Origin of the sequence: Pseudomonas sp. P4795 (assembly GCF_048822895.1) — a bacterium.
Lineage (GTDB): Bacteria > Pseudomonadota > Gammaproteobacteria > Pseudomonadales > Pseudomonadaceae > Aquipseudomonas.
Genome location: NZ_JBMFBT010000001.1, coordinates 756,284 through 782,835, shown reverse-complemented (window position 1 = coordinate 782,835; position 26,552 = coordinate 756,284). Strand labels below are relative to the sequence as shown.

General features: G+C 59.8%; 22 protein-coding genes and 4 tRNA genes. 24 read left to right on the top strand and 2 right to left on the bottom strand.

Annotated features, from left to right (window positions below):
• The first annotated feature begins 7 nt into the window (after positions 1-7).
• The 22 genes from leuD to ACOI8A_RS03405 all read left to right on the top strand — a co-directional run bounded on the left by leuD (position 8) and on the right by ACOI8A_RS03405 (position 23,405).
• On the top strand, positions 8-652 hold the full coding sequence (gene leuD, locus ACOI8A_RS03510; RefSeq protein ID WP_420651337.1) for a 3-isopropylmalate dehydratase small subunit: 645 nt from the start codon (positions 8-10) through the stop codon (positions 650-652).
• Positions 653-770: 118 nt separating this feature from the next.
• On the top strand, positions 771-1,535 hold the full coding sequence (locus ACOI8A_RS03505; RefSeq protein WP_420648702.1) for a class I SAM-dependent methyltransferase: 765 nt from the start codon (positions 771-773) through the stop codon (positions 1,533-1,535).
• Positions 1,536-1,593: 58 nt separating this feature from the next.
• Entirely contained in the window at positions 1,594-2,676 is a 1,083-nt protein-coding gene (gene leuB / locus ACOI8A_RS03500; RefSeq protein ID WP_420648701.1) for a 3-isopropylmalate dehydrogenase, read from the top strand.
• A gap of 66 nt (positions 2,677-2,742) precedes the next feature.
• Positions 2,743-3,855, top strand: a complete 1,113-nt coding sequence (gene asd, locus ACOI8A_RS03495) for an aspartate-semialdehyde dehydrogenase (RefSeq protein ID WP_420648700.1) — start codon at positions 2,743-2,745, stop codon at positions 3,853-3,855.
• A gap of 112 nt (positions 3,856-3,967) precedes the next feature.
• A complete protein-coding gene (locus tag ACOI8A_RS03490; protein ID WP_420648699.1) occupies positions 3,968-4,978 on the top strand; it encodes an aspartate-semialdehyde dehydrogenase in 1,011 nt (336 codons plus the stop codon).
• Positions 4,979-5,187: 209 nt separating this feature from the next.
• Positions 5,188-7,833: a FimV/HubP family polar landmark protein gene (locus ACOI8A_RS03485; protein ID WP_420648698.1), complete on the top strand. Its 2,646-nt coding sequence runs from the start codon at positions 5,188-5,190 to the stop codon at positions 7,831-7,833.
• Between the two features lie 220 nt (positions 7,834-8,053).
• The gene (gene truA, locus ACOI8A_RS03480) at positions 8,054-8,878 is read left to right on the top strand and encodes a tRNA pseudouridine(38-40) synthase TruA (protein WP_420648832.1); all 825 of its coding nucleotides are present in this window, start codon (positions 8,054-8,056) and stop codon (positions 8,876-8,878) included.
• 64 nt (positions 8,879-8,942) lie between these two features.
• Positions 8,943-9,569 (top strand): phosphoribosylanthranilate isomerase, encoded by a 627-nt coding sequence (locus tag ACOI8A_RS03475; RefSeq protein WP_420648697.1) that lies wholly within the window; start codon positions 8,943-8,945, stop codon positions 9,567-9,569.
• A gap of 185 nt (positions 9,570-9,754) precedes the next feature.
• Entirely contained in the window at positions 9,755-10,675 is a 921-nt protein-coding gene (gene accD, locus ACOI8A_RS03470) for an acetyl-CoA carboxylase, carboxyltransferase subunit beta (protein ID WP_420648696.1), read from the top strand.
• Positions 10,672-11,979 carry a bifunctional tetrahydrofolate synthase/dihydrofolate synthase gene (gene folC, locus ACOI8A_RS03465; RefSeq protein WP_420648695.1) on the top strand — a complete coding sequence of 436 codons (1,308 nt, stop codon included), beginning with the start codon at positions 10,672-10,674 and terminating at the stop codon, positions 11,977-11,979. The genes accD and folC overlap by 4 nt, the downstream gene beginning before the upstream one ends.
• Positions 11,963-12,622: an SPOR domain-containing protein gene (locus ACOI8A_RS03460; protein WP_420648694.1), complete on the top strand. Its 660-nt coding sequence runs from the start codon at positions 11,963-11,965 to the stop codon at positions 12,620-12,622. The genes folC and ACOI8A_RS03460 overlap by 17 nt, the downstream gene beginning before the upstream one ends.
• A 98-nt stretch (positions 12,623-12,720) precedes the next feature.
• Entirely contained in the window at positions 12,721-13,281 is a 561-nt protein-coding gene (locus ACOI8A_RS03455; RefSeq protein ID WP_420648693.1) for a CvpA family protein, read from the top strand.
• A 41-nt stretch (positions 13,282-13,322) separates the two neighbouring features.
• On the top strand, positions 13,323-14,828 hold the full coding sequence (gene purF / locus ACOI8A_RS03450) for an amidophosphoribosyltransferase (protein ID WP_420648692.1): 1,506 nt from the start codon (positions 13,323-13,325) through the stop codon (positions 14,826-14,828).
• 80 nt (positions 14,829-14,908) lie between these two features.
• Positions 14,909-16,120, top strand: coding sequence for an O-succinylhomoserine sulfhydrylase (locus ACOI8A_RS03445; RefSeq protein WP_420648691.1), 1,212 nt, complete (start codon positions 14,909-14,911; stop codon positions 16,118-16,120).
• Positions 16,117-16,893 (top strand): SDR family oxidoreductase, encoded by a 777-nt coding sequence (locus tag ACOI8A_RS03440; RefSeq protein ID WP_420648690.1) that lies wholly within the window; start codon positions 16,117-16,119, stop codon positions 16,891-16,893. Before ACOI8A_RS03445 ends, ACOI8A_RS03440 begins: the two co-directional genes overlap by 4 nt.
• A gap of 90 nt (positions 16,894-16,983) precedes the next feature.
• Positions 16,984-17,059 (top strand) — tRNA-Val (locus tag ACOI8A_RS03435).
• Between the two features lie 56 nt (positions 17,060-17,115).
• Positions 17,116-17,192, top strand: a tRNA-Asp gene (locus tag ACOI8A_RS03430).
• Positions 17,193-17,285: 93 nt separating this feature from the next.
• Positions 17,286-17,362, top strand: a tRNA-Asp gene (locus tag ACOI8A_RS03425).
• 468 nt (positions 17,363-17,830) lie between these two features.
• Positions 17,831-20,662, top strand: coding sequence for a xanthine dehydrogenase family protein molybdopterin-binding subunit (locus ACOI8A_RS03420; protein ID WP_420648689.1), 2,832 nt, complete (start codon positions 17,831-17,833; stop codon positions 20,660-20,662).
• Complete coding sequence (locus ACOI8A_RS03415) at positions 20,655-21,194, top strand: (2Fe-2S)-binding protein (RefSeq protein WP_420648688.1); 540 nt, start codon at positions 20,655-20,657, stop codon at positions 21,192-21,194. The genes ACOI8A_RS03420 and ACOI8A_RS03415 overlap by 8 nt, the downstream gene beginning before the upstream one ends.
• A gap of 2 nt (positions 21,195-21,196) precedes the next feature.
• Positions 21,197-22,432, top strand: a complete 1,236-nt coding sequence (locus ACOI8A_RS03410) for a c-type cytochrome (RefSeq protein WP_420648687.1) — start codon at positions 21,197-21,199, stop codon at positions 22,430-22,432.
• A 1-nt stretch (position 22,433) separates the two neighbouring features.
• A complete protein-coding gene (locus tag ACOI8A_RS03405; RefSeq protein WP_420648686.1) occupies positions 22,434-23,405 on the top strand; it encodes an XdhC family protein in 972 nt (323 codons plus the stop codon).
• A gap of 54 nt (positions 23,406-23,459) precedes the next feature.
• On the opposite strand, the gene ACOI8A_RS03400 is transcribed toward ACOI8A_RS03405, so the two are convergent.
• Positions 23,460-24,743 carry an NAD(P)/FAD-dependent oxidoreductase gene (locus tag ACOI8A_RS03400; RefSeq protein WP_420648685.1) on the bottom strand — a complete coding sequence of 428 codons (1,284 nt, stop codon included), beginning with the start codon at positions 24,741-24,743 and terminating at the stop codon, positions 23,460-23,462.
• 184 nt (positions 24,744-24,927) lie between these two features.
• On the opposite strand from ACOI8A_RS03400, the gene ACOI8A_RS03395 reads away from it, so the two are divergent.
• Positions 24,928-25,004: transfer RNA gene (locus tag ACOI8A_RS03395), tRNA-Val, on the top strand.
• 467 nt (positions 25,005-25,471) lie between these two features.
• Positions 25,472-25,927: a DUF2214 family protein gene (locus ACOI8A_RS03390; RefSeq protein WP_420648684.1), complete on the top strand. Its 456-nt coding sequence runs from the start codon at positions 25,472-25,474 to the stop codon at positions 25,925-25,927.
• A gap of 211 nt (positions 25,928-26,138) precedes the next feature.
• Here the strand turns inward: ACOI8A_RS03390 and csrA are convergent, their stop codons facing one another.
• Positions 26,139-26,333, bottom strand: a complete 195-nt coding sequence (gene csrA, locus ACOI8A_RS03385) for a carbon storage regulator CsrA (RefSeq protein ID WP_003179932.1) — start codon at positions 26,331-26,333, stop codon at positions 26,139-26,141.
• Positions 26,334-26,552 lie beyond the last annotated feature (219 nt).

Below are 26,552 nucleotides of genomic sequence, written 5' to 3'. Positions count from 1 at the left end.
GCGCAGCATGAAAGCTTTTACCCAGCACACTGGACTTGTCGCGCCTCTGGATCGTGCCAACGTCGACACCGACCAAATCATCCCGAAACAATTTTTGAAATCGATTAAACGCACCGGTTTTGGCCCGAACCTGTTCGACGAGTGGCGGTATCTGGATGTCGGGCAACCGTATCAGGACAACTCCAAGCGTCCGCTGAACAAGGACTTCGTGCTTAACGCCGAGCGTTATCAAGGCGCCAGCGTGTTGCTGGCCCGCGAGAACTTTGGTTGCGGCTCCAGCCGTGAACACGCGCCATGGGCGCTGGAAGAGTACGGATTCCGCAGCATCATCGCGCCGAGCTATGCCGACATCTTCTTCAACAACAGCTTCAAGAACGGTCTGTTGCCGATCATTCTGAGCGACGCCGAAGTCGATGAATTGTTTAAGCAGGTTGAGGCCGAGCCGGGCTATCAATTGCAGGTCGATTTGCAGACACAGACTGTGACCCGCCCGGATGGCAAGGTCTACCACTTCGAAATCGACGCGTTCCGCAAGCATTGTCTGCTCAATGGCCTGGACGATATCGGCCTGACCTTGCAGGACCACGAAGCGATTGCAACGTTTGAAAGCAAGCATCGGGCGAGCCAGCCGTGGTTGTTTCGCGACGCTTGATGGTTTGAGGTGATGCCGAAAAGCTCGCAGCCTTCGTCAGCTCCTACATGAAATGGCATACACCTGTAGGAGCTGCCGAAGGCTGCGATCTTTTGATCTTGAAAATGGAGAAACTGCTATGACCAGCACCGCCCACACTCAGGTTGTCCAGAAGCAATTCGGTGAACAGGCTGCCGCCTATTTGAGCAGCGCCGTTCACGCTCAAGGTACAGAGTTCGCGCTGCTACAGGCCGAACTGGCCGGGCAGGGCGAGGCCCGGGTGCTGGATTTGGGTTGCGGCGCCGGTCATGTGAGTTTTCATGTGGCATCGCTGGTGAAAGAAGTGGTGGCGTACGACCTGTCGCAGCAAATGCTCGACGTGGTCGCCGCAGCCGCTGTTGATCGCGGTTTTAGCAACGTGTCCACGGTCAACGGTGCCGCTGAGCGTCTGCCGTTCGCCGATGGTGAATTCGACTTCGTCTTCAGCCGTTATTCGGCGCACCATTGGAGCGACTTGGGCCTGGCCCTGCGCGAAGTGCGCCGGGTGCTGAAGCCGGGCGGTGTGGCGGCGTTCATCGATGTGTTGTCGCCGGGTAGCCCGCTGTTCGACACCTACCTGCAAAGCGTCGAAGTGCTGCGCGACACCAGCCATGTGCGCGATTATTCCGCCGGTGAGTGGTTGCGCCAAGTCAGCGAGGCCGGTTTGCATACGCGCAGCACCACGCGGCAGCGGTTGCGGCTGGAATACACCAGTTGGGTCGAGCGCATGCGCACACCGGAAGTGATGCGCGCCGCGATCCGCGAATTGCAGCAGTCGATGGGCAACGAAGTACGCGAATATTTTGAGATTGAGGCCGATGGTTCGTTCAGTACAGATGTGCTGGTGCTGTGGGCCGAACGCTAAACAGTATTTTTCCGGGCGCGCCGCTTGATGGCGCACCGACTGAAGACATGAGGAAAGCATGAGCAAGCAGATTCTGATTCTCCCAGGTGACGGTATTGGCCCGGAAATCATGGCCGAGGCGGTCAAGGTGCTGGAGCTGGCGAACGACAAGTACAGCCTGGGCTTCGAATTGAGCCACGACGTGATCGGCGGCGCCGCCATCGACAAGCATGGCGTGCCACTGGCCGACGAAACCCTCGATCGTGCGCGCGCTGCCGATGCCGTGTTGCTCGGCGCGGTGGGCGGCCCGAAATGGGACACCATCGAGCGTGATATCCGCCCTGAGCGCGGCCTGCTGAAAATCCGTGCGCAACTGGGTCTGTTCGGCAACCTGCGTCCGGCGATCCTCTATCCGCAACTGGCCGAAGCATCCAGCCTGAAGCCTGAAATCGTTGCCGGTCTGGACATCCTGATCGTGCGTGAGTTGACCGGTGGCATCTACTTCGGCGCACCACGCGGCACGCGTACGCTGGAAAACGGTGAGCGTCAGGCTTACGACACGCTGCCGTACAGCGAAAGCGAAATCCGTCGCATCGCCCGCGTCGGTTTCGACATGGCCCGCGTGCGAGGCAAGAAGCTGTGCTCGGTGGACAAGGCCAACGTGCTGGCTTCCAGCCAACTGTGGCGCGAAGTGGTCGAGCAAGTGGCCAAGGACTATCCAGACGTCGAGCTGAGCCACATGTACGTCGACAACGCGGCCATGCAACTGGTACGCGCCCCGAAGCAGTTCGACGTGATCGTCACCGACAACCTGTTCGGCGACATCCTCTCTGACGAAGCGTCGATGCTCACCGGTTCGATCGGCATGCTGCCGTCGGCCTCGCTGGATGCCAACAACAAGGGCATGTACGAGCCTTGCCACGGTTCGGCACCGGACATTGCCGGTAAAGGCATTGCCAACCCGCTGGCAACGATTCTGTCGGTATCGATGATGCTGCGTTACAGCTTCAATCTGCACGCGGCGGCCGACGCCATCGAGCAAGCCGTGAGCGTGGTGCTCGATCAAGGGCTGCGCACTGGCGACATCTTTTCGGCTGGTTGTACAAAAGTCGGTACGCAGGAAATGGGCGACGCTGTAGTCGCCGCGCTGCGGAATCTGTAATCTCTCGGGCCCGCTGCGAAATTCAATACAAAGCAGCGGCCCACTTTTCAAGAAGGTGTAGTTGCGATGAAACGTGTAGGTCTGATCGGTTGGCGCGGTATGGTCGGTTCCGTGCTCATGCAGCGGATGCTGGAAGAGCAGGATTTCGATCTTATCGAGCCGGTGTTTTTCACCACTTCCAATGTCGGTGGCCAAGGCCCGTCCGTGGGCAAGGACATTGCTCCGCTCAAGGACGCTTACAGCATTGAAGAGCTGAAGACCCTCGATGTGATCCTGACCTGCCAGGGCGGCGACTACACCAGCGAAGTCTTCCCGAAACTGCGTGAAGCAGGCTGGCAGGGTTACTGGATCGACGCGGCTTCGAGCCTGCGCATGAATGACGATGCGGTCATCATCCTTGATCCGGTCAACCGCAAGGTGATCGACCAGCAACTCGACGCAGGCACCAAAAACTACATCGGCGGCAACTGCACCGTCAGTCTGATGCTGATGGGCCTGGGCGGTCTGTTCGAAGCCGGTCTGGTCGAGTGGATGAGCGCCATGACCTATCAGGCAGCCTCTGGTGGCGGCGCGCAGCACATGCGGGAACTGATCAAGCAAATGGGCGTGACCCACGGCGCTGTTGCCGAGCAACTGGCGGATCCGGCCAGCGCGATCCTCGACATCGACCGTCGTGTGGCTGAAGCCATGCGCAGCGAAGCCTACCCGACCGAACACTTCGGCGTACCGTTGGCTGGCAGCCTGATCCCGTGGATCGACAAGGAACTGCCGAACGGCCAGAGCCGTGAAGAGTGGAAGGCTCAGGCCGAGACCAACAAGATCCTCGGCCGCTTCAAGAGCCCGATCCCGGTTGATGGCATCTGCGTGCGTGTTGGCGCCATGCGCTGCCACAGCCAGGCATTGACCATCAAATTGAACAAAGACGTACCGATTGCCGATATCGAAGGGCTGATCAGCCAGCACAACCCTTGGGTCAAACTGGTGCCGAACCAGCGCGAAATCAGCATGCAGGAGCTGAGCCCGACCAAGGTCACCGGCACCCTGAATGTACCGGTGGGCCGTCTGCGCAAGCTGAACATGGGCACCCAGTATCTGGGCGCTTTCACCGTTGGCGACCAACTGCTGTGGGGCGCCGCCGAACCGCTGCGTCGCATGCTGCGGATTCTGCTTGAACGTTGATCGCTTGAAGCTGTGAAACAACCCGCGCCCGGAAACAGGCGCGGGTTTTTTTTGCCTGCGTGGCGGTCACCCGGTAAAGTGCCGCTCCCCCCGTTTCGCCAGAGGTAGCACCATGAGCCAGACCATTGATATTGCCGTGATCGGCGCCACCGGTACTGTCGGCGAAACCCTTGTACAGATTCTCGAAGAGCGCAAATTCCCGATCGGCACGCTACACCTGTTGGCCAGCAGTGAATCGGCGGGCAGTTCGGTGCCGTATCGCGGCAAGAACGTGCGCGTGCGTGAGGTCGACGAGTTCGATTTCGCCAAGGTCAAACTGGTGTTCTTTGCCGCCGGCCCGGCCGTTACTCTGAGCTATGCCGCCCGTGCGCACGCTGCCGGTTGCTCGTTGATCGACTTGTCCGGCGCGTTGCCGGCCGATCAGGCGCCGCAAGTGGTGCCGGAAGCCAATGCCCAAGTGATTGCCGGTCTGAAAACGCCATTCCAGGTCAGCAGCCCGAGCCCTTCGGCGACCACGCTGGCCGTGATGCTGGCGCCGTTGCTGGATCTGATCGATCTGCAATACGTGCATGTCACCGCTAATCTGGCCGTTTCCGCACAAGGTCGCGAAGCAGTTTCCGAACTGGCCCGCCAGACTGCCGAGCTGCTCAATCTGCGTCCGCTGGAGCCGACATTCTTCGACCGGCAGATGGCGTTCAACCTGTTGGCGCAGGTCGGCACACCGGATGCACAGGGCCATACGCTGCTGGAAAAACGTCTGGTGCGCGAGCTGCGTCAGGTGCTGACACAGCCTTTATTAAAGATTTCCGCAACTTGTGTTCAAGCCCCGGTGTTTTTTGGCGATAGCTTTAGCGTGACCTTGCAGTCAGCGAGCGCGGTCGACCTGCAAAAGGTCAACGCTGCGCTCGAGGATGCGCCGGGTATCGAGCTGGTCGAGGCCGGTGATTACCCGACTGCGGTCGGTGACGCGGTGGGGCAGGACGTGGTCTATGTCGGGCGGGTGCGTGGCGGGGTCGACGAGCCGGCGGAACTTAATCTGTGGCTGACGTCAGATAACGTGCGCAAAGGCGCGGCACTCAATGCTGTGCAGATCGCCGAGTTGTTGATAAAAGACCTGCTGTAAAAGATACTTGGCAACAATTTGTCGACTGATTCTAGCCGGGCGCTATGCTTGGCCGGAGCACTTGATAACGTTTCACCCTCCGGGACTTTCCGGGGCATCAAAGAAATGATCGCGCGCGACATGCTGTCGTCGTCGCGCGCAATGCCTTACGGCAGCGGCAATCAATATCTTCTCGCTGGCCGAGGAACGTTCAAACAAAGGATGAGGCTATGGTTCAAGTTCGCAAACTGGTGTTAGCAATAGCGGCCGCCTCGGCGCTGTCCTCCGGTATGGCGCATGCCCTCGGGCTCGGGGAGCTGACCCTGAAGTCGACCCTGAACCAGCCGCTGCTGGCGGAAATCGAGCTGCTCGATGTCAAGGATCTCACCGCTGCCGAAGTGGTGCCGAGCCTGGCCTCGCCGGAAGATTTCGCCAAGGCCGGCGTCGATCGCCAGGCCTTCCTCAACGACCTGACCTTTACCCCGGTGCTCAATGCCAGCGGCAAAAGCGTGCTGCGTATAACCTCGAGCAAGCCGCTGTCGGAACCGATGGTCAAATTCCTCGTGCAGGTGATGTGGCCCAACGGCCGCCTGCTGCGTGACTACAGCGTGCTGCTGGATCCATCGAAGTTCTCGCCGCAGACCGCTGACGCCGCTGCTCAGCCTGCGCCGACTTCGACCATCACCGCACCGAGCACCGGCGCGACCCATCCGAACCAATACACCACCACGCCGCGCGATACCCTGTGGGAAATCGCGGCGAAGGCGCGTACCGGCGGTTCGGTGCAGCAGACCATGCTCGCAATCCAGGCCTTGAACCCGGACGCGTTCATTGGCGGCAACATCAACCGCTTGAAAACCGGTCAGGTGCTGCGTCTGCCGGACGCCGTACAAAGTGCTGCGTTGCCGCAATCGGCGGCTATCGCTGAAGTCGCGGCGCAGAACGAAGCCTGGCGTCAGGGCCGTCGTTATGTGGCCAAGCCGGGCACCGGTCAGCAACAGCTGGATGCAACCAACCGTGGTCGCGCCAACACTGGCGCTGCACAAAACGCCAAGGACAATCTCAGTCTGGTCTCCGCCGAAAACGCCAAGGGCCGTGGCAAAGGCCCGGCCGGTGATGCCAAGGCGCTGAGCAACAAACTCGCGGTCACTCAGGAAAGCCTCGACACGACTCGTCGTGACAACGAGGAACTGAAAAGCCGAATGTCCGATCTGCAAAGTCAGCTGGACAAGCTGCAACGTCTGATCGAACTGAAGAACAATCAACTGGCCAAGATGCAGGCTGAAGGGGCGGGCGCTGCGCCGGCCGTAAATCCTGCTGTTCCAGCAATTACTGCCGAGCTGGCCGCGACACCGCCAGCCACGCCAGCAGAGGCCGCAGCGGCAGCGCCTACGCCAGAGTCGGCTATTGCGCCGCCGGTTGAAACACCAGTCGAGCCGGTGGTTGGGCCGGTCGTCGAAACGACCCCTGTCGCTGACGACGAGAAAACCTTCAACGAACTGCTGACCAATCCGATCCTGCTGGGTCTGGTCGGTGGTGGCGCTGTGGTGTTGTTGCTTCTGCTGTTGCTGTTGGCGCGTCGCCGCAAGGCTCAGCAAGAAGCCGACAAACATCTGCGCATGGCGCGCGCGCTGGAGGAGCAGTCGTTCTCCGCCGATGACGATCTGCCGCAAAGCAGCTTCGAAGGTCTGGAAACGCCAGCCGCCAGCGTCACGCTCGCACCAGCGCCAGTCACTCCGGCACCTGCTGTGGTAGTCGCGCCAATCGTGATGGCCGAGCCGATCTCCGCGCCACTGGTTGCGCCGTCGGGCGAGCGTTCCGATGACGTGCTCGACAAAGCCCAGTCGCACCTTGATGCCGGTCGCTTGAATCAGGCTGCCGCGTTGCTGGAGGAGGGCATCAGCCTGGAACCGCAGCGCAGTGATCTGCGTTTGAAACTGATGGAAGTCTACGGCCGTCAGGGCGACCGCGATGCGTTCGTGGTGCAGGAGCGTCAACTGGTTGCCAACGGCGATAACTTCGCCAAAGTCGAAGAGTTGAAAACCCGCTTCCCGGCCATGGCTGTGGTGGCTGCAAGCGGTCTGGCGGCTGCCGCCATCGCCGCCGAGCTGGACGCGGAATACGTCAAGGAATTGCTGCTGGATGAAGACGAAGCGCCGGTTGCTCCGGTGGCTGCGCCTGCTGACGATCTGGACAGCACATTCGACTTGAGCCTGGATGATCTGGACAACATCACGCCAATCGAGCCAGTTGCTGCTGTCGAGCCTGAAGCACCGGTGGAGCTGGACGAATTCCCGTCCGACGATGACCTGAGCTTCGAGTCGGTGCTGCAACAGCAGACCGAGATCAAGGAAAACCTCGACGACCTGTCGGACTTTGACCTCGATCTGGACCTCGGTGCCGATCCTGCGCCGGCACCGGTAGAGCTGGCGGACGATGATTTCCTGCTGGATCTGGACGAAGGCGTGAAGGATCTGCCGCCAGTTGAAGCGCCGGTCGCGGCAGAAATGCCGGATGACCTGGAGCTGCCGGCCGATTTCGATCTGTCGTTGGCTGACGAGATGGATGCAGCCCCAGCCGAGCCGGACGCGTTCGAAAGCGAACTGAACGACGTCAATGCCGAGCTGGATAGTCTGTCGGGCAGCATTAACGAGCCGACGTTCACCGAAGCCGATGCGGCGCTGGGTGATGAGCTGGGTGAAGATGATTTCGACTTCCTCGCCGGTACCGACGAAGCCGCGACCAAACTCGATCTGGCTCAGGCCTACATCGACATGGGCGACAACGACGGCGCGCGCGACATCCTCACGGAAGTGTTGACCGAGGGTAACGAGAAGCAGCGCGGCGAAGCCAAGGAAATGCTCTCGAGCTTGTAAGTCAGGTTCGTCGCTAAAAGAACGGCAGCCCTTTGAGGCTGCCGTTCTTTTTGGCAGATCAAAAGATCGCAGCCTTCGGCAGCTCCTACAGGAAACCGCTGATTTCTGTGTAGGAGCTGCCGAAGGCTGCGATCTTTTGATCTTGAAGCCCTATAATGCCCGCCTTTGTAGATCAGCAGGCTGTCCCATCTTGGCAAACATCGAAACCCCGGCCGCCGAAATGGCACCCGAAGGCTTTTTTCGCGTCGCACTCGGCGTTGAGTACAAAGGCTCGCGCTACAGCGGCTGGCAGCGCCAGTCGACCGGTGTGACCACGGTGCAGGAAACCCTCGAAAAAGCCCTGTCGAAGGTCGCCAATGCGCCGATCTCGCTGCAGTGCGCCGGACGTACCGACGCGGGCGTGCACGCCTGCGGTCAAGTGGTGCATTTCGACACCACAGTCGACCGCTCGCTGAAAGCCTGGGTCATGGGCGCCAACATCAATCTGCCCCACGACGTCAGTGTCAGCTGGGCCCGAGTCATGCCCGCGCATTTTCATGCGCGGTTCAAGGCGATTGCGCGACGCTATCGCTACGTGATCTACAACGATCAGATCCGCCCGGCGCACCTCAACGAAGAAATCACCTGGAATCATCGTCCGCTGGACGTAGAGCGCATGGCCGAAGCCGCGCAATATCTGGTCGGCACCCATGATTTCAGCGCGTTCCGGGCCGGTCAGTGCCAGGCCAAGTCGCCGATCAAGAAGATGCATCACTTGCGCGTGACCCGTCACGGCAAAATGATCGTGCTCGATATCCGTGCCAACGCCTTCCTGCATCACATGGTGCGCAACATTGCCGGCGTGCTGATGACCATTGGTGCGGGCGAGCGTCCGGTGGAATGGATGAAGGAAGTTCTGGAAAGCCGCGAACGCCGCTCCGGCGGGGTCACGGCGCATCCGTACGGTCTGTATCTGGTGCAGGTCGAGTATCACGACGAGTTCCCGTTGCCTGAGCGTTTCATCGGGCCACATTTCCTTACGGGTTTCTCGGAACTTGACGGCTGACGCCCTCGAACGCATTTGTTACCATCCGGGACTTTCTCGGATTTGCCTTGGGGTTTTTATCGACATGTCAGCCGTTCGCAGCAAGATTTGCGGGATTACCCGCATAGAAGATGCGTTGGCCGCCGTCGAAGCCGGGGCCGATGCCATCGGTTTTGTGTTCTACGCTAAAAGTCCGCGCGCCGTGACCGTGCAGCAGGCAAGGGCGATCATTCAGGCGCTGCCACCGTTCGTGACCACGGTCGGCCTGTTCGTCAACGCCAGCCGCTGCGAGTTGGGGGAAATCCTCGATGCCGTGCCGCTGGATCTGTTGCAGTTCCATGGTGATGAAACCGCTGCCGAGTGCGAAGGCTGGCACCGTCCCTATATCAAAGCTTTACGGGTCAAGGCCGGCGATGACATTGCCGCCGCCTGCGACGCTTACCCGAGTGCCAGCGGCGTGTTGCTCGACACTTACGTCGAAGGCGTGCCCGGCGGAACCGGCGAAGCCTTCGACTGGTCACTGATTCCGCAAGTGCTGAGCAAACCATTGATTCTGGCCGGTGGCCTGACTCCGGATAACGTCGCTGACGCAGTCGCCCAGGTCCGGCCCTACGCCGTGGACGTGAGCGGCGGAGTAGAGGCGAGCAAGGGCATCAAGGATCACGCGAAGATCCAGGCTTTTATCAACGCAGTACGCAAAACGACGATGTGACGGCTGGCAGACTGCCGCCGTCCACAGCTTGGTAGAAAACAGGCTGAGGATTTTTTGGGTCGTACGCAGGTCAGTTTTGCTGACCCGGCCATCCATCAATCATCGCCACCCATGAATTTAGCTGAAGGGCATACGCGGGGCCGCGAACCAGAGTGTTCGGGCCGCCGGTACTGGAGATAGAAAGCATGAGCAACTGGTTGGTAGACAAACTGATCCCTTCGATCATGCGTTCCGAGGTCAAGAAGAGCTCGGTGCCTGAAGGTCTGTGGCACAAATGCCCGTCTTGCGAGGCTGTGCTGTACCGTCCGGAACTGGAAAAGACCCTGGACGTTTGCCCCAAGTGCAACCACCACATGCGCATCGGCGCACGTGCACGCATCGACATCTTCCTTGATGCCGAAGGCCGTGCCGAACTGGGTGCTGACCTGGAGCCGGTTGACCGTCTGAAATTCCGCGACGGCAAAAAGTACAAGGATCGCCTGACCGCTGCGCAGAAGCAGACTGGCGAAAAAGACGCGCTGATCTCCATGAGCGGCACCCTGTTGGGCATGCCGGTTGTGGTTTCGGCGTTTGAGTTCAGCTTCATGGGCGGTTCGATGGGCGCAATCGTCGGCGAGCGTTTCGTGCGCGCCGCCAACTACGCGCTGGAAAACCGTTGCCCGATGATCTGCTTCGCCGCTTCCGGTGGTGCGCGGATGCAGGAAGCCCTGATCTCGCTGATGCAGATGGCCAAGACCTCGGCGGTACTGGCGCGTCTGCGTGAAGAAGGCATTCCGTTCATCTCCGTACTGACCGACCCGGTCTACGGCGGTGTTTCCGCCAGTCTGGCGATGCTCGGTGACGTGATTGTCGGCGAGCCGAAAGCCCTGATCGGCTTTGCCGGTCCGCGCGTGATCGAGCAGACCGTGCGCGAAAAACTGCCGGAAGGCTTCCAGCGCAGTGAGTTCCTGCTGGAGCACGGCGCGATCGACATGATCGTGCACCGTCAGGAACTGCGTCCGCGTCTGGGTAACCTGCTGGCACAAATGATGGGCCTGCCGACGCCGAAATTCGTCGCCGCGCCAATCGAGCCGATCGTTGTTCCGCCGGTGCCTGCCAACGTATGACCGAGCGCACCCTTGGCGAGTGGCTCGCCTACCTCGAGCAGTTGCATCCGTCGGCCATCGACATGGGCCTGGAGCGTTCGCAACAGGTAGCGTCCCGCATGGGGCTGGGCCAGCCAGCGCCTCGGGTGATTACGGTCACCGGCACCAACGGCAAGGGTTCGACCTGCGCATTCGTGGCTTCATTGCTGCGGGCGCAGGGCCTGCTTGTTGGTGTCTATAATTCTCCGCACCTGCTGCGTTACAACGAGCGGGTGCAGCTCAATGGCGTCGAGGCCACTGATGCACAGCTGTGTGAAGCCTTTGCCGCGGTCGAGGCCGGGCGTGGCGACACTTCCCTGACTTACTTCGAAATGGGCACCCTTGCGGCGTTCTGGCTGTTTCAACAGGCCGGGCTCGATGCTGTGGTGCTGGAAGTCGGTCTGGGCGGGCGTCTGGACACGGTCAATGTGGTCGATGCCGATATCGCGCTGGTCACCAGTATCGGCGTCGATCATGCCGATTATCTGGGCGACACCCGCGAATCCGTGGCCTTCGAGAAGGCCGGAATTTTCCGTCAGGGCAAACCTGCCCTGTGTGGCGATCTGAACCCGCCGCAGCCATTGCTCGACAAGGCGCGCGAGCTGGTGTGCCCGTTCTTCCTGCGTGGACGCGATTTTGATCTCGGTATTACCGATCAGCATTGGCAGTGGCGCGGCACCGATGCCCAAGGGCAATCGGTCGAACTGCGTGACTTGCCGCTGCTCGATCTGCCGATGGAAAACGCCGCGCTGGCCTTGCAGGCTTATTTACTGCTGGGCTTGCCGTGGGATGCTCAGCAGATTGTTGGCGCATTGCAGGCGACCCGCGTGGTCGGGCGTCTGGATCGTCGCTCGTTCGACTGGAGCGGCAAGCGCCTGAATCTGCTGCTGGACGTGGGGCATAACCCGCACGCGGCGGAGTATCTGGCGCGGCGTCTGGCCAGTCGGCCTCCGGTCGGCAAGCGTCTGGCGGTGTTCGGTCTGCTGGCGGACAAGGATCTGGATGGTGTTATCGGCGAGTTGAGTGCTAGTGTCGAGCACTGGGCCGTGGCACCGCTGGATTCGCCGCGCGCGCGTCCGGTGCGAGAGTTGCAGGCAGCACTGCAGAACCTTGGTGCGTCGGTGACGTCATACGACAGTGTCGCGGCCGCCCTCGAAGGGCAGTGTGCCGTGGCCAGCAGTGACGACGAGATTCTGTTGTTCGGATCATTTTATTGTGTTGCCGAGGCCCTTGAATGGCTGGCCCGGCGCTCCACGGAGGAAGCGGCAAATGGCTTTGCTGGATAAAGCGTACAAACAGCGCATGGTCGGTGCTCTGGTGCTGGTGGCGCTGGCGGTGATTTTTCTGCCGATGCTGTTTACCCGTCAGGATGAGCAGCGTCAGGTGACCGTCGAGGCACCGACAGCGCCGCAAGCGCCGGCTGTGGCGCAGATCCAGATGGAGCCGGTGGCGGTGACCGATCCACGAGTCCTGCCGCAAGAGCCAGTGCCAAGCGACGAAGAAGTCGCCGAGCAGACTGCGCCGTCGATGCCGATTGCTCCGGTAACGCAAGCTCCAGCGGCACCCGTTGCGCAGGCCAAATCGGTTGCTCCGGCGCCAGTGACCAAGCCTGTCGCCGCGCCGGCCCAGCCGATTGCCGCGGCACCGGCCAAGCCGGATACCACGCAAAGCCGCGTCGACGCCAATGGCCTGTCGGTAAGCTGGTCGGTGCAACTGGCGAGCCTGTCGAGTCGTGCCAGTGCCGAAGCCCTGCAAAAGAACCTGCGCAGCCAGGGCTACAACGCCTACATTCGCTCTGCCGACGGCAAGAATCGAGTGTTCGTCGGGCCGCTGATCGAACGCGCCGAAGCCGATCGCCTGCGTGATCTTCTGGGTCGCCAGCAGAACCTCAAGGGTTTTGTCGTACGCTTCCAGCCCGAGCGCGGCTGATATCTATCGGCCCGATAGGAATGCACTGTAAATCGCAGCTTACCGACAGCCATGCGCTCTGCTAAAATGCGCCGCCTTATCCGTCTGTAGGCTGCACTGTGCCATTTACCTGGGTTGACTGGGCGATCGTTGCAATTATCGCCATCTCCGCTTTGATCAGTTTGAGCCGCGGCTTCGTCAAGGAAGCATTATCGCTGGTGACCTGGATCATCGCAGGAGTCGTCGCCTGGATGTTCGGTGGCGCACTGTCCGAGTACCTCGCCGGATACATCGAAACCCCATCGGCTCGCGTGATCGCGGGCTGTGCCATCATGTTTGTCGCCACACTGATCGTGGGCGCAATGATCAATTATCTTATCGGCGAGTTGGTTCGCGTCACCGGGTTGTCCGGGACCGATCGATTCCTCGGCATGGCCTTCGGCGCTGCGCGTGGCGTGTTGCTGGTGGTCGTGGCGGTCGGGCTGTTGAGCCTGGGGCCGGTACAGCAGGACGGGTGGTGGAAAGAATCACAGCTCGTGCCAAAGTTTCTATTGGTCGCAGACTGGTCCAAAAACCTGATTCTCGGGTGGAGCAGTCAGTGGCTTGCCAGCGGTATCAGCGTACCCGCTGATATTCCGTTCAAGGAGCAACTCATGCCGTCGGCCAAAACGCCGCAGTGAGTGTTGCTCAGTTCAGATCCATTAAGTAGGGGTTGCGTCGCATGTGTGGCATCGTCGGTATCGTCGGTAAGTCGAACGTCAATCAGGCGCTGTATGACGCGCTAACCGTGCTCCAGCACCGCGGCCAGGACGCTGCCGGTATCGTCACAAGCCATGATGGCCGGTTGTTCCTGCGCAAAGACAATGGTCTGGTGCGTGACGTGTTCCAGCAGCGTCACATGCAACGCCTGGTCGGCCACATGGGTATCGGCCACGTCCGTTACCCGACCGCCGGCAGCTCGACCTCGGCCGAAGCTCAGCCGTTCTACGTCAACTCGCCTTACGGCATTACCTTGGCGCACAACGGCAACCTGACCAACGTTGAACAGTTGGCCAAAGAGATTTACGAATCCGACCTGCGTCACGTCAACACCAGTTCCGACTCGGAAGTGTTGCTCAACGTGTTCGCCCACGAGCTGGCCCAGCGCGGCAAGCTGCAACCAACCGAAGAAGACGTGTTTGCCGCCGTGACCGACGTGCACAACCGTTGCGTCGGTGGTTACGCAGTAGTCGCGATGGTCACCGGTTACGGCATCGTCGGTTTCCGTGACCCGCACGGCATCCGTCCAATCGTGTTCGGCCAGCGTCATACCGACGAAGGCGTCGAATACATGATCGCTTCCGAAAGCGTTTCGCTGGACGTGCTCGGGTTCACCCTGATTCGCGATCTGGCGCCGGGCGAAGCGGTTTACATCACTGAAGACGGCAAGCTGCACACCCGCCAGTGCGCGACCAACCCGTCGCTGACCCCGTGCATCTTCGAACACGTCTACCTGGCGCGTCCGGATTCGATCATCGACGGCGTGTCTGTTTATAAAGCACGTCTGCGCATGGGTGAGAAACTCGCCGAGAAGATCCTGCGCGAGCGTCCTGAGCACGACATCGACGTTGTCATCCCGATCCCGGACACCAGCCGCACCGCCGCGCTGGAACTGGCCAACCATTTGGGCGTGAAATTCCGCGAAGGTTTCGTCAAGAACCGTTACATCGGCCGTACATTCATCATGCCCGGCCAGGCCGCGCGCAAGAAATCGGTACGCCAGAAACTCAATGCCATCGAGCTGGAATTCCGCGGCAAGAACGTGATGCTGGTGGACGATTCGATCGTTCGCGGTACTACTTGCAAGCAGATCATCCAGATGGCCCGTGAAGCTGGCGCGAAGAACGTTTACTTCTGCTCCGCTGCACCGGCCGTGCGTTATCCGAACGTGTACGGTATCGATATGCCGAGCGCGCACGAACTGATCGCGCATAACCGCTCGACTCAGGACGTGGCTGATCTGATCGGCGCAGACTGGCTGATCTATCAGGACTTGCCTGACTTGATCGAAGCGGTCGGTGGCGGCAAGATCAAGATCGAGAACTTCGATTGTGCGGTGTTCGACGGCAAGTACGTCACCGGTGACGTCGATGAGGCCTACCTGAACAAGATCGAGCAGGCGCGTAACGACCTGTCGAAGGTCAAGACCCAAGCGGTCAGTGCGATCATCGATCTGTACAACAACTGAGTTTCTACCGGCCCTGAGGGGCCGGTTTTGTATCCGGCAAAAGACATTTATTTTTCGCGAACAGGGCAAGGAGAGACAGCATGAGTCAGGAATGGGATGCCGGTCGGCTGGACAGCGACCTCGAAGGCGTAGCGTTCGATACCCTGGCCGTACGTGCCGGTCAGCACCGTACGCCGGAAGGCGAACACGGTGATCCGATGTTCTTCACTTCCAGCTACGTGTTCCGCACTGCTGCCGACGCGGCTGCGCGCTTTGCCGGCGAAGTGCCGGGCAACGTCTACTCGCGTTACACCAACCCGACCGTGCGCGCGTTCGAAGAGCGCATCGCTGCGCTGGAAAGCGCCGAGCAGGCGGTTGCCACCGCCACCGGCATGGCCGCAATCATGGCTGTCGTGATGAGCTTGTGCAGTGCTGGCGATCACGTTCTGGTGTCGCGCAGCGTGTTTGGTTCGACCATCAGCCTGTTCGAGAAGTATTTCAAACGTTTCGGCATCGAAGTCGACTACGTGCCGCTGGCCGAGCTGCCGGCGTGGGACGCGGCGATCAAGTCCAACACCAAATTGCTGTTTGTCGAATCGCCATCCAACCCGCTGGCGGAGTTGGTGGATATCGCCGCACTCGCCGAAATCGCGCACGCCAAAGGCGCGATGCTGGTGGTCGACAACTGCTTCTGCACGCCCGCGTTGCAGCAGCCGCTGAAGATGGGCGCTGACATTGTCGTGCACTCGGCGACCAAGTTCATCGATGGACAGGGGCGTTGCATGGGCGGCGTGGTGGCCGGTCGCAGCGAGCAGATGAAAGAAGTTGTCGGTTTCCTGCGTACCGCCGGGCCGACCTTGAGTCCGTTCAACGCCTGGATCTTCCTCAAAGGCCTGGAAACCCTCAGCCTGCGCATGAAAGCGCACTGCGCCAACGCGCAAGAGCTGGCCGAGTGGCTGGAGCAGCAGGACGGCATCGAGAAAGTGCACTACGCCGGTCTCAAGAGCCATCCGCAGCATGAGCTTGCGCAGCGTCAGCAGAAAGGCTTCGGCGCGGTGGTGAGCTTCGAGGTCAAGGGCGGCAAAGAGGGCGCGTGGCGCTTTATCGATGCGACCCGACTGATTTCGATCACTGCCAACCTTGGCGACAGCAAAACCACCATTACTCACCCGAGCACCACCTCCCACGGTCGTCTGGCGCCGCAAGAGCGTGAAGCGGCGGGCATTCGTGACAGCCTGATTCGCATCGCGGTTGGCCTGGAAGATGTGGCTGATCTGCAAGCCGATCTGGCGCGTGGCTTGGCGGCACTGTGATCGAGTTGTCCACGCCGAAGGCCGGGACTCATGGCCGAGTTGCGCTGGTCACGGGTGCCGCACGCGGTATCGGTCTGGGCATCGCGGCATGGCTGATCAGCGAAGGCTGGCAGGTGGTGCTGACGGATCTGGATCGGGTGCGTGGTTCGAAAGTCAGCAAGGTGCTCGGCGAGAACGCCTGGTTTATCGCCATGGATGTCTCGGACGAGAGTCAGGTTGCTTTGTGTGTGGCTGAAGTGTTGGGTCAGTTCGGTCGTCTGGATGCATTGGTGTGCAACGCAGCGGTCGCCGATCCGCATAACATCACGCTGGAAAGCCTCGATCTGGCTTACTGGAATCGCGTGCTGGCGGTGAACCTTAGTGGGCCGATGTTGCTGGCCAAGCACTGTGCGCCGTATCTGCGCGCGCACAATGGGGCGATCGTCAATCTGGCCTCGACCCGCGCCGGGCAGTCCGAGCCTGATACCGAGGCCTACGCGGCGAGCAAGGGCGGTTTGCTGGCCCTGACGCACGCCCTGGCGATCAGCCTCGGGCCGGAGATTCGCGTCAACGCGGTCAGTCCGGGCTGGATCGATGCGCGGGATCCGTCTGTAAGGCGTGCTGAACCGCTGGCCGACGCGGATCATGCGCAGCATCCGGCGGGCAGGGTAGGCACGGTCGAAGACGTCGCGGCGATGGTGGCCTGGCTGCTGTCGAAGAATGCCGGGTTCGTGACGGGGCAGGAATTCGTGGTCGACGGCGGCATGACCAAGAAGATGATTTACTCGGAATGACACGTTTTTGTCTTTTTCAGAAAAACTTCAATCCTGCTATTGACTTAGGTTCGCTACCTGCGTAAATTTCGCGGCCTCGGAGATGCAAACGGGTGATTAGCTCAGCTGGGAGAGCGTCTGCCTTACAAGCAGAATGTCGGCGGTTCGATCCCGTCATCACCCACCACTCCCCGAGAAACTTGCGTAAGCAAGAGCGTAGGCTGAAAGTGCCTGCACCGACGCGCAGCGGTAGTTCAGTCGGTTAGAATACCGGCCTGTCACGCCGGGGGTCGCGGGTTCGAGTCCCGTCCGCTGCGCCATATTTAACGAGTCAGACATTGTCTGGTTCGCGATTGAAAAGCACCGAAGCTTTCAATCAAACGAGTTACTTGAGCGCAAGCTCAAAGCGATACGCAGCGGTAGTTCAGTCGGTTAGAATACCGGCCTGTCACGCCGGGGGTCGCGGGTTCGAGTCCCGTCCGCTGCGCCATATCTGTTTCAAGGATCACTGAACGCCTTGAAACACCGAAAGCAGCCTCTGGTTGATTCGGAATCGATAGCAAACACCCTGGTCGAAAGACCGGGGTTTTTTGTGTCTGAAATTTGACCCTTCCCTTCCTCTCGCAACTCAACACCAATTCGTGTAGGAGCTGCGGCACGCTGCGATCTTTTGATCTTGAAAAACTGGATCAAAAGATCGCAGCCTCGTTTCACTCGTCAGCTCCTACAGAAATTTGTGTGTTCACTGCGGTGCAATGCCGCATTGATTTTTGATTCTTTAGTCAGATTTTTGTAACTGGTTGTTTGCTGCGAGCGCAGAAACCTTTAAAGTTAACCTTTCGGTCAGCTTTGCACTGTCAACACAGCTCTTTGCTTCGCCAGAAAGAGCTTCTGCAAGACTCGAGATTCCCAGCACATAACCAGAAGGGCGGATCCATAACCGCCCAGAGGATGATCCATGTCCAACCGTGAAATATCCCGGCGCTCGTTCCTTCAGGGCGGGCTGGTGGCGGGTGTGAGCGTCACGCTCACGCCGCTCAGCAGTCAGGCGCTGGCTGCCTTGATGGAAAACAGCGTGACCGTGCCGTCCGAGCAGTGGCTCGGCAACAACGGCAAGGCGCGCCAACGTAACGACGCTTTGTCCAAAGTCTGCGGCAGCAAAGTCTTTGCTCGCGACATCCGCTCCAAGGACATGCCAGGCTGGCCGCAGCAGCAAGGCCACGCCATGTTGCTGAAAACCATCAAGGCCGACCGCATCTACGACGGCTACGACCTGTCGTGGCTCGGCGACGACTTGCAGCCTGACCGCATCGTCACTGCGGCCGATCTGGACAAGGACGGCATCGTCTTCCCGGAAGAGCACGCGCCCGATCCGCTGTTGCCGCCGGGCAAAGTGCCGATGTTCATCGGCCATCCGGTGGCGATCCTGATCTGGAACGATTTCGAGCGTTTCCGCCAAGCCAAGAACAAACTCAAATTCAATGACAAAGCGATTCGTTACGGTGCGCAAGTGCCGTTTTACGAAGGCGATCCGTACGGCAGCTTCCGCTACGTACGCGTCGGCGGCCCGACTTCGGCTGATGAAGACGAATTCGCCAGCCTCAAGGATTCGATCCTGTTTCCGATGCTGAAGAACCGCCGCCCGGTGTGGAATGCTCAGCCGAACCTGCACGGCAATCTCACCGAGCGCGGCCTGTTCTACGCCGAGCGCATGCAGAAACAGATCGACACGCCGCCAGACAATTGGCTGGTGTTCGACGAGCGCTACAAGACGCCATCGATCGAACCGGCCGCACTGGAGCCGGACAACGGTAATGGTTGGTACGACCCCGCGACCAAGACTCTGCATTTCGTGGTTGCCACTCAGTGCCCACTGGAAGTTGCGACCGAAACCGCGAAGATGATTTCGCCGTCGCGTTTCGGCCTGGCCAACCTGAACATGCACCCGGGCTACACCGTCGGTTACGGCTCGAAAGACCACAATATTTTCGTTTACTACGCAGCCTTGGCGGCGTTGTACGGCGCTGGCGTGCCGATTCGCCTGGCCAACGACCGCTACGAGCAGTTCCAGAGCGGCATCAAGCGTCACCCGTTCGACATTCGCTACCAACTGGTAGTGGACAAGAACGATCACAGCTTCAAGATTTTCCGCTCGGAAATGAGTGTCGACGGCGGTGGCCGGATCAACTACAGCCCTTCAGTAGCAGCAGTTGGCGCCACGGCGGCGCAGTCGATCTACTACATGCCGCAGAACGACCTGCAAGTGACGGCCTATCATTCACGCGCGGTTGAAGCGGGATCTATGCGCGGCTACGGTACTCTGCAAAGCATGGCTGCCACTGAGATGATGATCGACGAAATCGCCGGTCGCCTCGGTGTCGATGCCATCGACCTGCGCCGCAAAAACGCTCTGCGTTCGGGGATGAAAAACACCCAGGGCGCGATCCCGGCCGGTGCGCTGCGCCTGCACGAGATTCTCGACAAGGCCTCGCTGCACGAAGTCTGGAAGAATCGCGATGTAATTAAAAAGCAGCGCGAAGCGGCCGATCCGGATAACTGGTACGGCGTCGGTTTTGCGATTTGCCAGAAAGACTTCGGCACCGGTTCCGAAGCGCCGATGGCCAGCATCGAATTCACTGCCGAGGGTCGCATTTCCCTGCGCCATATCGGCATCGAGATCGGCACCGGCATGTCCACTTCGCAAGCACTGGTTGTCGCTGATTTCCTCGGCAGCCCGGCGCACGAAGTGAAAACCGGCGAAACCGAATGGCAGGAAATGCAGCTGATCACTGGCGGCAACCCTTACACCATGAGCCAGGCCGAGCAGGACAACTTCCTGCGCAATCCGCGCTGGGTCGGCAAGCTTGCTTCGGCTTCGTCGGCGACCAACTCCGCCTACTACTTCAGCCACGCCACCCGCGAAGCGGCGCGCGTGCTGTTCAATCACGGTCTGTGGCCGGCGGCGCTGGAGATCTGGCGTCAGGGTCCATTCGGTGGCCAGGCCAACCCTTACGTGGTGCGTCGCGAAGATGCGCATTGGGTCGACGGCAAACTCACCGCCAACGGCATGCAGCCGCTGACGTTCGAAGAGCTGGCCAAGCGCTGCCACGAACGCGGTCTGGTGACTGGCGCAACCGTGCACGGTTTCAACCGCTGGAGCTGGGCCGAGGCCGAATACAGCATCGATGGCGTGCGCGAGCGTCTGCCGCTCGACGGCCTGGCGGTGAAGTACGGCGACGGCGCTCCTAAAGCGAAAAAAGCGCAGATGAGCAGCAATGGGTTCCATCTGCTCGATCGTCAGAACATTGCTTACCCCGCGACCCAGCTGAACAACGCGGCTGTGACTTATTACAGCCCGGTCGCGACGCTGGTCGAGTTGAAGGTCAACAAAGGTTCGGCCGAGGTGTCGGTGCTCAACCACCACTCGTGGCTGGAATGTGGGCGCGTGTTGGTCGAAGAGCTGGTGCGCGGTCAGCTCGAAGGCGGGATCGCCATGGGCATCGGCCATGCGTTGATGGAAGAAATGCCGCTTTACGAAGGCGGGCCGGGGGAGGGTGACTGGAACTTCAACCGGTATCGCCTACCGATGGCGCGCCACGTTGCGGTGTGGAAGCAGACGGCGGAAATCCTGCCGCCGCTGTCACCGAGCGATCCGTCCAAAGGCATCGCCGAAGTGGTGATGATTCCGGTGGTCGGTGCCATCGGTAACGCTGTGGCTCATGCCATCGGCAAACGTGTTCGCGACCTGCCAATCACTGCTACGCGCATCAAGGAGGCCCTCAATGGCTAACCGTCCGCTTCAACTGACCCTCAACGGTCAATCCGTCGGCCCGGTGGAGATCCCTGATGACCTGCCGATGATCGACTACCTGCACGAATACAAGAACCTCACCGGTTCGCGTCTGGGCTGTGGCCAAGGCATCTGCCACGCCTGCGTGGTGATCGTCGATAACCCGGACGGCACCAGCGAAGAAGTGCGCACCTGCATCACTGGCGCACATTACTTCGAAGGTAAAAAAGTCCGCACCATCGAAGGCCACGCCACCCGTGACGAGCAGGGTCAGGTCACTGAACTGAACCCGATTCAGCAGCGTTTCGTCGACGAGTTCGCCTTCCAGTGCAGCTACTGCGCGCCGGGCTTCGTCAACGCCGCCACCGTGCTGGTGGAAAAACTGCAACGCCAGCCGATCGTCAAAAGTCAGCTGGAGCAAGTGATCGAGGACAGCCTCGGCCATCACATCTGCCGTTGCACCGGGTACGTGCGTTATTACAGCGCTACCCGCAACGTGCTGACCGATCTCGGCCTGGTCAAGGAGGGTTAAGCATGAAGCAATTATTAACCCGCCTGACGCTGGCGGTCGGTTTGGCTGCGCCGATGTTTTTGGCGCATGCGGATGATCAGGTCAAGCGTGGCGAATACCTCGCTCGCGCTGCCGATTGCATGGCTTGCCACACCGCACCGGGTGGCGCGCCGTATGCCGGCGGGCTGCCGATCGTCTCGCCGTTTGGCACGATCTACGGCACCAACATCACCCCGAGCAAGGAACACGGCATCGGTCTGTACAGTGATGACGAATTCTTCGCTGCGCTGACTGAAGGCAAGCGTCGTGACGGCGCGAATCTGTACCCGGCGATGCCTTACACCTCGTATCACTTGATGCCTCGCGAAGATTCGGACGCGATTCACGCGCATCTGAAAACCGTCGAGCCGATCGAGCGTGCGTCGCCGGTCACCAGCCTGAGTTTCCCGTTCAACGTGCGTCTGGGTCTGATGGGCTGGAACATGCTCTACGGCAAAGACGTCAAGCTGGAGCCTGCCGAAGGCAAAAGCGAGGCGTGGAAGCGCGGCCAGTACATGGTCGACGTGCTCGGTCACTGCGGTGAATGCCACACTCCGCGCGGCTTGCCGGGTGCGATGCAGCAAGACAAGCGCATGACCGGCGGCATTCTCAATGGCTACCTGGCCCCGAGCCTGCTGGCGACTGATCTGGCTGCACGCGGCTGGAATCATCAGGATCTGAGCACGTTCCTCAAGCACGGCATGAGCGCGCAAGGCACGATGTTCAACGAGATGTTCCCGGTGTTCCACAACAGTACTCAAGGGCTGAGTGATCCGGATCTGGCAGCGATGGCGACGTTCCTGCTCGGCGATCAACCGCCAGAGGCCAAGGCGCTGACTGAAGTGCCATTGGACAAGCTCAGCCCGAGCGCTCAGCGTGGCCGTCAGGAATACCTGAACGTCTGCGCCGGTTGTCACGCGGCTGGCGGTGAGGGCAAGCCGCACATTGCTGTGGCCATGCGCGGCAACACTACGTTGCGTCTGGAAGACCCACGCAATCTGCTGCGGGTGATCGAGGACGGCATCGGCGAACAGAAATTCTCCGGGTTCGAACACATGCAACCGATGCCGGGATTTGCCGACAAGCTGAGTCCTGGGCAACTGACCGATCTGCTCAACTATCTGCGTCAGGGTTGGGGTGGTCAGACTGCTGAATTGGCGGTGAGTGACGTGCAGAAACTGCAAGCCGATGCGCCGGCCGTCGAGCACAAGGCGCACTGACATGCAGCATCTCGATCTGCAAGTCATCCGCCGGGCGCTGGAATGGTCGGTGGCCGGGCAGCGCATCTGGCTCTGTACCGTGCTGGCGACTTACGGCTCGGCGCCGCGCGCGCCGGGTTCGCTGCTGGCGGTTAACGCTGGCGGGCAGTGGATCGGGTCGCTGTCTGGTGGTTGCGTCGAGGAAGATTTTCTCGAACGTGTGGCCGAAGGTGCGTTTCTCGATGCGGTCAACGTGGTGCGTTATGGCGAGGGGGATGATCCGCGTTCGCGGGTCAGCCTGCCTTGTGGCGGCATTCTCGATGTGCTGGTTGAGAAATTTGACGCTGACTGTGATGTGCAGGCGCATCTGCGTGAGCTGGAGTCGGCGCTGCTTGGTCAGCGTCGATTGATTCGTGAGGTCGATCTGGCCTCAGGCGCGCGCAGTGTGTTTGCAGATCAGGAGCAGGGCGCGCGCATCGAGCGCGAGATTGATCGCGTGCGGATCCGCATCGGTGCGGCGCAACGGTTGTTGCTCGCGGGTTATTCCAGCGTGGCGCAGGCCTGTGCCGAGTTTGCGGTCGGTCTCGGCTTCGAGGTGATTCTCTGCGATCCGCGTGACGAAGTACTGGAGGGTGTAGTGCTGAATGGCGTGGAAATTCGTCGGCAATTGCCGTCGGTGTTCATTGCTGACGGCGGCTGCCATCGCGACACGGCGGTGGTGGCGTTGACCCATGATCCACGCATCGACGACCTGGCGATGATGGAAGCGGTGCGCACCGAAGCGTTTTATATCGGCGTGATGGGTTCACTGCAGACATCGCAGAAACGCTTCGAGCGACTGCGTCGGATTGGTGGGTTGGGCGAGGTTGAACTGGCGCGGATTCATGCGCCAATCGGGCTCAACCTTGGCAGCAAGACGCCGGCGGAGATTGCCTTGGCGGTGCTGGCGGATATCTTGCGGATTCGTAGCGGGATTGCTCGCGATCGACTCTGATGTTTTCTCTCGCGCAATAAAAATGGCCGCTTTTTAAGCGGCCATTTTTTTTGCCTAGAAACCGAGCTTATCTCTCAGCCCGTAGTACCAGGCACCCAGTGCCGCGAACGGCGTACGCAGCAATTGCCCGCCGGGGAACGGGTAGTGCGGCAAATCGGCAAACGCATCAAAACGCTCGGCCTGACCACGCAGCGCCTCGGCCAGCACCTTGCCGGCCAGATGCGTATAGGTCACGCCGTGGCCGCTGCAGCCCTGCGAGTAATAGATGTTATCGCCCAGGCGCCCAACCTGCGGCAATCGCGATAGGGTCAGCAGGAAGTTTCCGGTCCAGGCGTAATCAATCTTCACGTCCTTGAGCTGCGGAAAAGCCTTGAGCATTTTCGGGCGGATGATCGCTTCGATATTCGCAGGATCGCGCGCGCCATACACCACGCCGCCGCCGAAGATCAGGCGTTTGTCGCCCGTCAGTCGGTAATAGTCGAGCAGGTAGTTGCAGTCTTCGACGCAGCAGTCCTGCGGTAGCAGAGATTTCGCCAATGCATCGCTCAGCGGCTCGGTGGCAATCACCTGGGTGCCGCACGGCATGGACTTGGCCGCCAGTTCCGGCACCAGATTGCCCAGGTATGCGTTGCCGGCAACGATGATGAACTTGGCCCTGACCTTGCCTTGCGGCGTGTGCACCACCGGGTTGGCACCGCGCTCGATGCGCACGGCGGGGGATTGTTCATAGATAGTGCCACCGAGCGATTCCACCGCTGCAGCTTCGCCGAGCGCCAGATTCAGTGGGTGGATGTGCCCGCCGCTCATGTCAAGCATGCCGCCGACGTATTGATCGCACGCCACCACTTCACGGATGCGCTTTTGATCGAGCAACTCAAGCTGGGTGTGACCGAAACGCTCCCACAGACGCTTCTGCGATTCCAGATGCCCCATCTGCCGCGCGGAGACTGCGGCGAACACACCGCCATCCTTCAGGTCGCACTGGATGTTGTATTTGGCAACGCGCTCGCGAATGATCCGCCCGCCCTCGAATGCCATATGCCCGAGCAACTGCGCCTGCTTCGGGCCGACGCTGCGCTCGATCACATCGATATCGCGGCTGTAACTGTTAACGATCTGCCCGCCATTGCGCCCGGAAGCGCCGAAGCCGACTTTGGCCGCCTCCAGCACAGTCACACGAAAACCGTTCTCCAGCAGGAACAGGGCAGAGGACAGTCCCGTATACCCGGCGCCGATCACACAAACATCCGTCTCTACCTCATCCTGCAAGGCCGGACGTGGCGGTACGGCATTCGCCGACGCAGCGTAATAAGACTCTGGGTAAGGAGTGTTCGCCATCCTGCAGCCTCTGTTTAATATATTTTACGAGTGCGCCGATCCTACCCGAGTTGAAAATCCTCCGCCAGCCTGGGCAAAACCCAGGGCCGAGGGTGCGAAATTAAATATTTTGCATATTCATAGGGTTAGGTGAAAAAAAGGTGTTGACACCCCTCCGAAATTCCGTAGAATGCCGCCTCACAGCAGGCACGTAGCTCAGTTGGTTAGAGCACCACCTTGACATGGTGGGGGTCGTTGGTTCGAGTCCAATCGCGCCTACCAAACAAAATCCGCTCTGCTGGGCGGTCTAGAAGGGCTCACCGAAAGGTGGGCCCTTTTTTGTTGTCTGCGATTTGCAAAACTCCTGCCTCGGACCGCCGATTCGGCGCCCACCTCGACGTGCTCAATCATCATCTTCTAATTAGCACAGGTTTCAACCGCCCGTCCGATGAAAGTCGTAAAAATAATGTGGTTATTTAATAGCTTACGGATTTTATTAACCAACCAGTTATCAAAAACACGTTGTTACACATCCGATATTTCAGTAACATTCGTCCCGCGTTCACCACCACGGTTTATGCATTTTTAAATCCCAAGCTTCCATCAGCTGCTTGGGATTTTTTTTGCCTGCGATTTGCCTCTCTCCGATTTTCGCTCCAGATCGGCACTCAACGGCCGCGAGCGAATCCCTGCTTTTTCGACTACTACTCTCAGGCTGATTTCTAAATCCGTCCGACGGGAGTCTATCGATGCTTTCTCATTGGTTTCTTGCAGCTATTCATCTGCTGGCATTTGCCTTGGGCTTCTGGGCCGTGCTGACCCGTGGCAGTGCTTTCAGTCGCCTGGCGGCCGGTGCGGGGGAGGCTCGGCGTGTGTTGATAGCCGACAATCTGTGGGGGCTTTCTGCTTTGGTGTTGCTGGTGACTGGCGGCATGCGCGCTTTCGGCGGTTTTGAGAAGGGCACTGACTATTATCTACACCAGCCGCTATTTCATTTGAAGATGACGTTGTTCGTGTTGATTCTGCTGCTGGAGCTTGCGCCAATGATCACGTTGATCAAGTGGCGCGTCGCACAGTCGCGCAGTGCGCCGCTGGATATGCGGCGTCTGAAGCTGTTTGCGCGAATCAGTCATGTCGAAGCACTGTTGCTGGTGCTGATGATGATTGCTGCTACGGGCATGGCGCGCGGCGTCACATTTGGGTAGGTGGGCGCGATTCCGAGCGATGTATCAGAAACGTCCGACAGCCAGTCATGGGAATGGCAGGTAACATCGGCTGCGAAAAGGGGAGTAGAGCGGGAGAGATGACAATGCAGGCGCCGTGACCTGTGGGGTGGGAAGCAAATGGCAATACGGCGCTCGAATCTTTAGCCAGTCATCACGCGAAGGCAAACGAACTGGCTACTGACTGCAGGTTTCAGGGGGTTTGTGGCTTGTCCGGAGCGGTCAGGCCAGCCTGAATGCGCTGGTAGATTTCTTCACGGTGCACGGCAACGTTTTTCGGGGCGTTGATGCCGATCCGAACTTGCTGGCCGCTGACGCCGAGAATGGTGATGGTGATGTCATCACCAATATTTATGCTTTCACCGACTTTGCGGGTGAGTATCAGCATGGTCTTCTCCTTGATTGCTTTGTAGGGCACCTGATTCAGACAGTGCAGAGGTCGGTGGTACGTATAGATTAGTGCGAAGTCTCACAATGTGGGTGCCTCATTCTGACGCGCAGATGCGGCATTAATTCCCAGCGCGTAACTATACAGGGGGAGCAATCATCAATCTCGTTGTTTTGTGCCCATTTTGCGGGGGCTTTGGCAGTATTTGCGATGTTAAGA

Bases quoted from the DNA above. Each gene is read 5' to 3' on its own strand.
- ACOI8A_RS03400 (WP_420648685.1), bottom strand. From the start codon at position 24,743: ATGGCGAACACTCCTTACCCAGAGTCTTATTACGCTGCGTCGGCGAAT.
- asd (WP_420648700.1), top strand. From the start codon at position 2,743: ATGAAACGTGTAGGTCTGATCGGTTGGCGCGGTATGGTCGGTTCCGTG.
- truA (WP_420648832.1), top strand. From the start codon at position 8,054: ATGGCACCCGAAGGCTTTTTTCGCGTCGCACTCGGCGTTGAGTACAAA.
- ACOI8A_RS03415 (WP_420648688.1), top strand. From the start codon at position 20,655: ATGGCTAACCGTCCGCTTCAACTGACCCTCAACGGTCAATCCGTCGGC.
- ACOI8A_RS03475 (WP_420648697.1), top strand. From the start codon at position 8,943: ATGTCAGCCGTTCGCAGCAAGATTTGCGGGATTACCCGCATAGAAGAT.
- purF (WP_420648692.1), top strand. From the start codon at position 13,323: ATGTGTGGCATCGTCGGTATCGTCGGTAAGTCGAACGTCAATCAGGCG.
- ACOI8A_RS03410 (WP_420648687.1), top strand. From the start codon at position 21,197: ATGAAGCAATTATTAACCCGCCTGACGCTGGCGGTCGGTTTGGCTGCG.
- folC (WP_420648695.1), top strand. From the start codon at position 10,672: ATGACCGAGCGCACCCTTGGCGAGTGGCTCGCCTACCTCGAGCAGTTG.
- csrA (WP_003179932.1), bottom strand. From the start codon at position 26,333: ATGCTGATACTCACCCGCAAAGTCGGTGAAAGCATAAATATTGGTGAT.
- ACOI8A_RS03445 (WP_420648691.1), top strand. From the start codon at position 14,909: ATGAGTCAGGAATGGGATGCCGGTCGGCTGGACAGCGACCTCGAAGGC.
- ACOI8A_RS03485 (WP_420648698.1), top strand. From the start codon at position 5,188: ATGGTTCAAGTTCGCAAACTGGTGTTAGCAATAGCGGCCGCCTCGGCG.
- ACOI8A_RS03405 (WP_420648686.1), top strand. From the start codon at position 22,434: ATGCAGCATCTCGATCTGCAAGTCATCCGCCGGGCGCTGGAATGGTCG.
- ACOI8A_RS03460 (WP_420648694.1), top strand. From the start codon at position 11,963: ATGGCTTTGCTGGATAAAGCGTACAAACAGCGCATGGTCGGTGCTCTG.
- ACOI8A_RS03390 (WP_420648684.1), top strand. From the start codon at position 25,472: ATGCTTTCTCATTGGTTTCTTGCAGCTATTCATCTGCTGGCATTTGCC.
- accD (WP_420648696.1), top strand. From the start codon at position 9,755: ATGAGCAACTGGTTGGTAGACAAACTGATCCCTTCGATCATGCGTTCC.
- ACOI8A_RS03420 (WP_420648689.1), top strand. From the start codon at position 17,831: ATGTCCAACCGTGAAATATCCCGGCGCTCGTTCCTTCAGGGCGGGCTG.
- leuD (WP_420651337.1), top strand. From the start codon at position 8: ATGAAAGCTTTTACCCAGCACACTGGACTTGTCGCGCCTCTGGATCGT.
- leuB (WP_420648701.1), top strand. From the start codon at position 1,594: ATGAGCAAGCAGATTCTGATTCTCCCAGGTGACGGTATTGGCCCGGAA.
- ACOI8A_RS03490 (WP_420648699.1), top strand. From the start codon at position 3,968: ATGAGCCAGACCATTGATATTGCCGTGATCGGCGCCACCGGTACTGTC.
- ACOI8A_RS03505 (WP_420648702.1), top strand. From the start codon at position 771: ATGACCAGCACCGCCCACACTCAGGTTGTCCAGAAGCAATTCGGTGAA.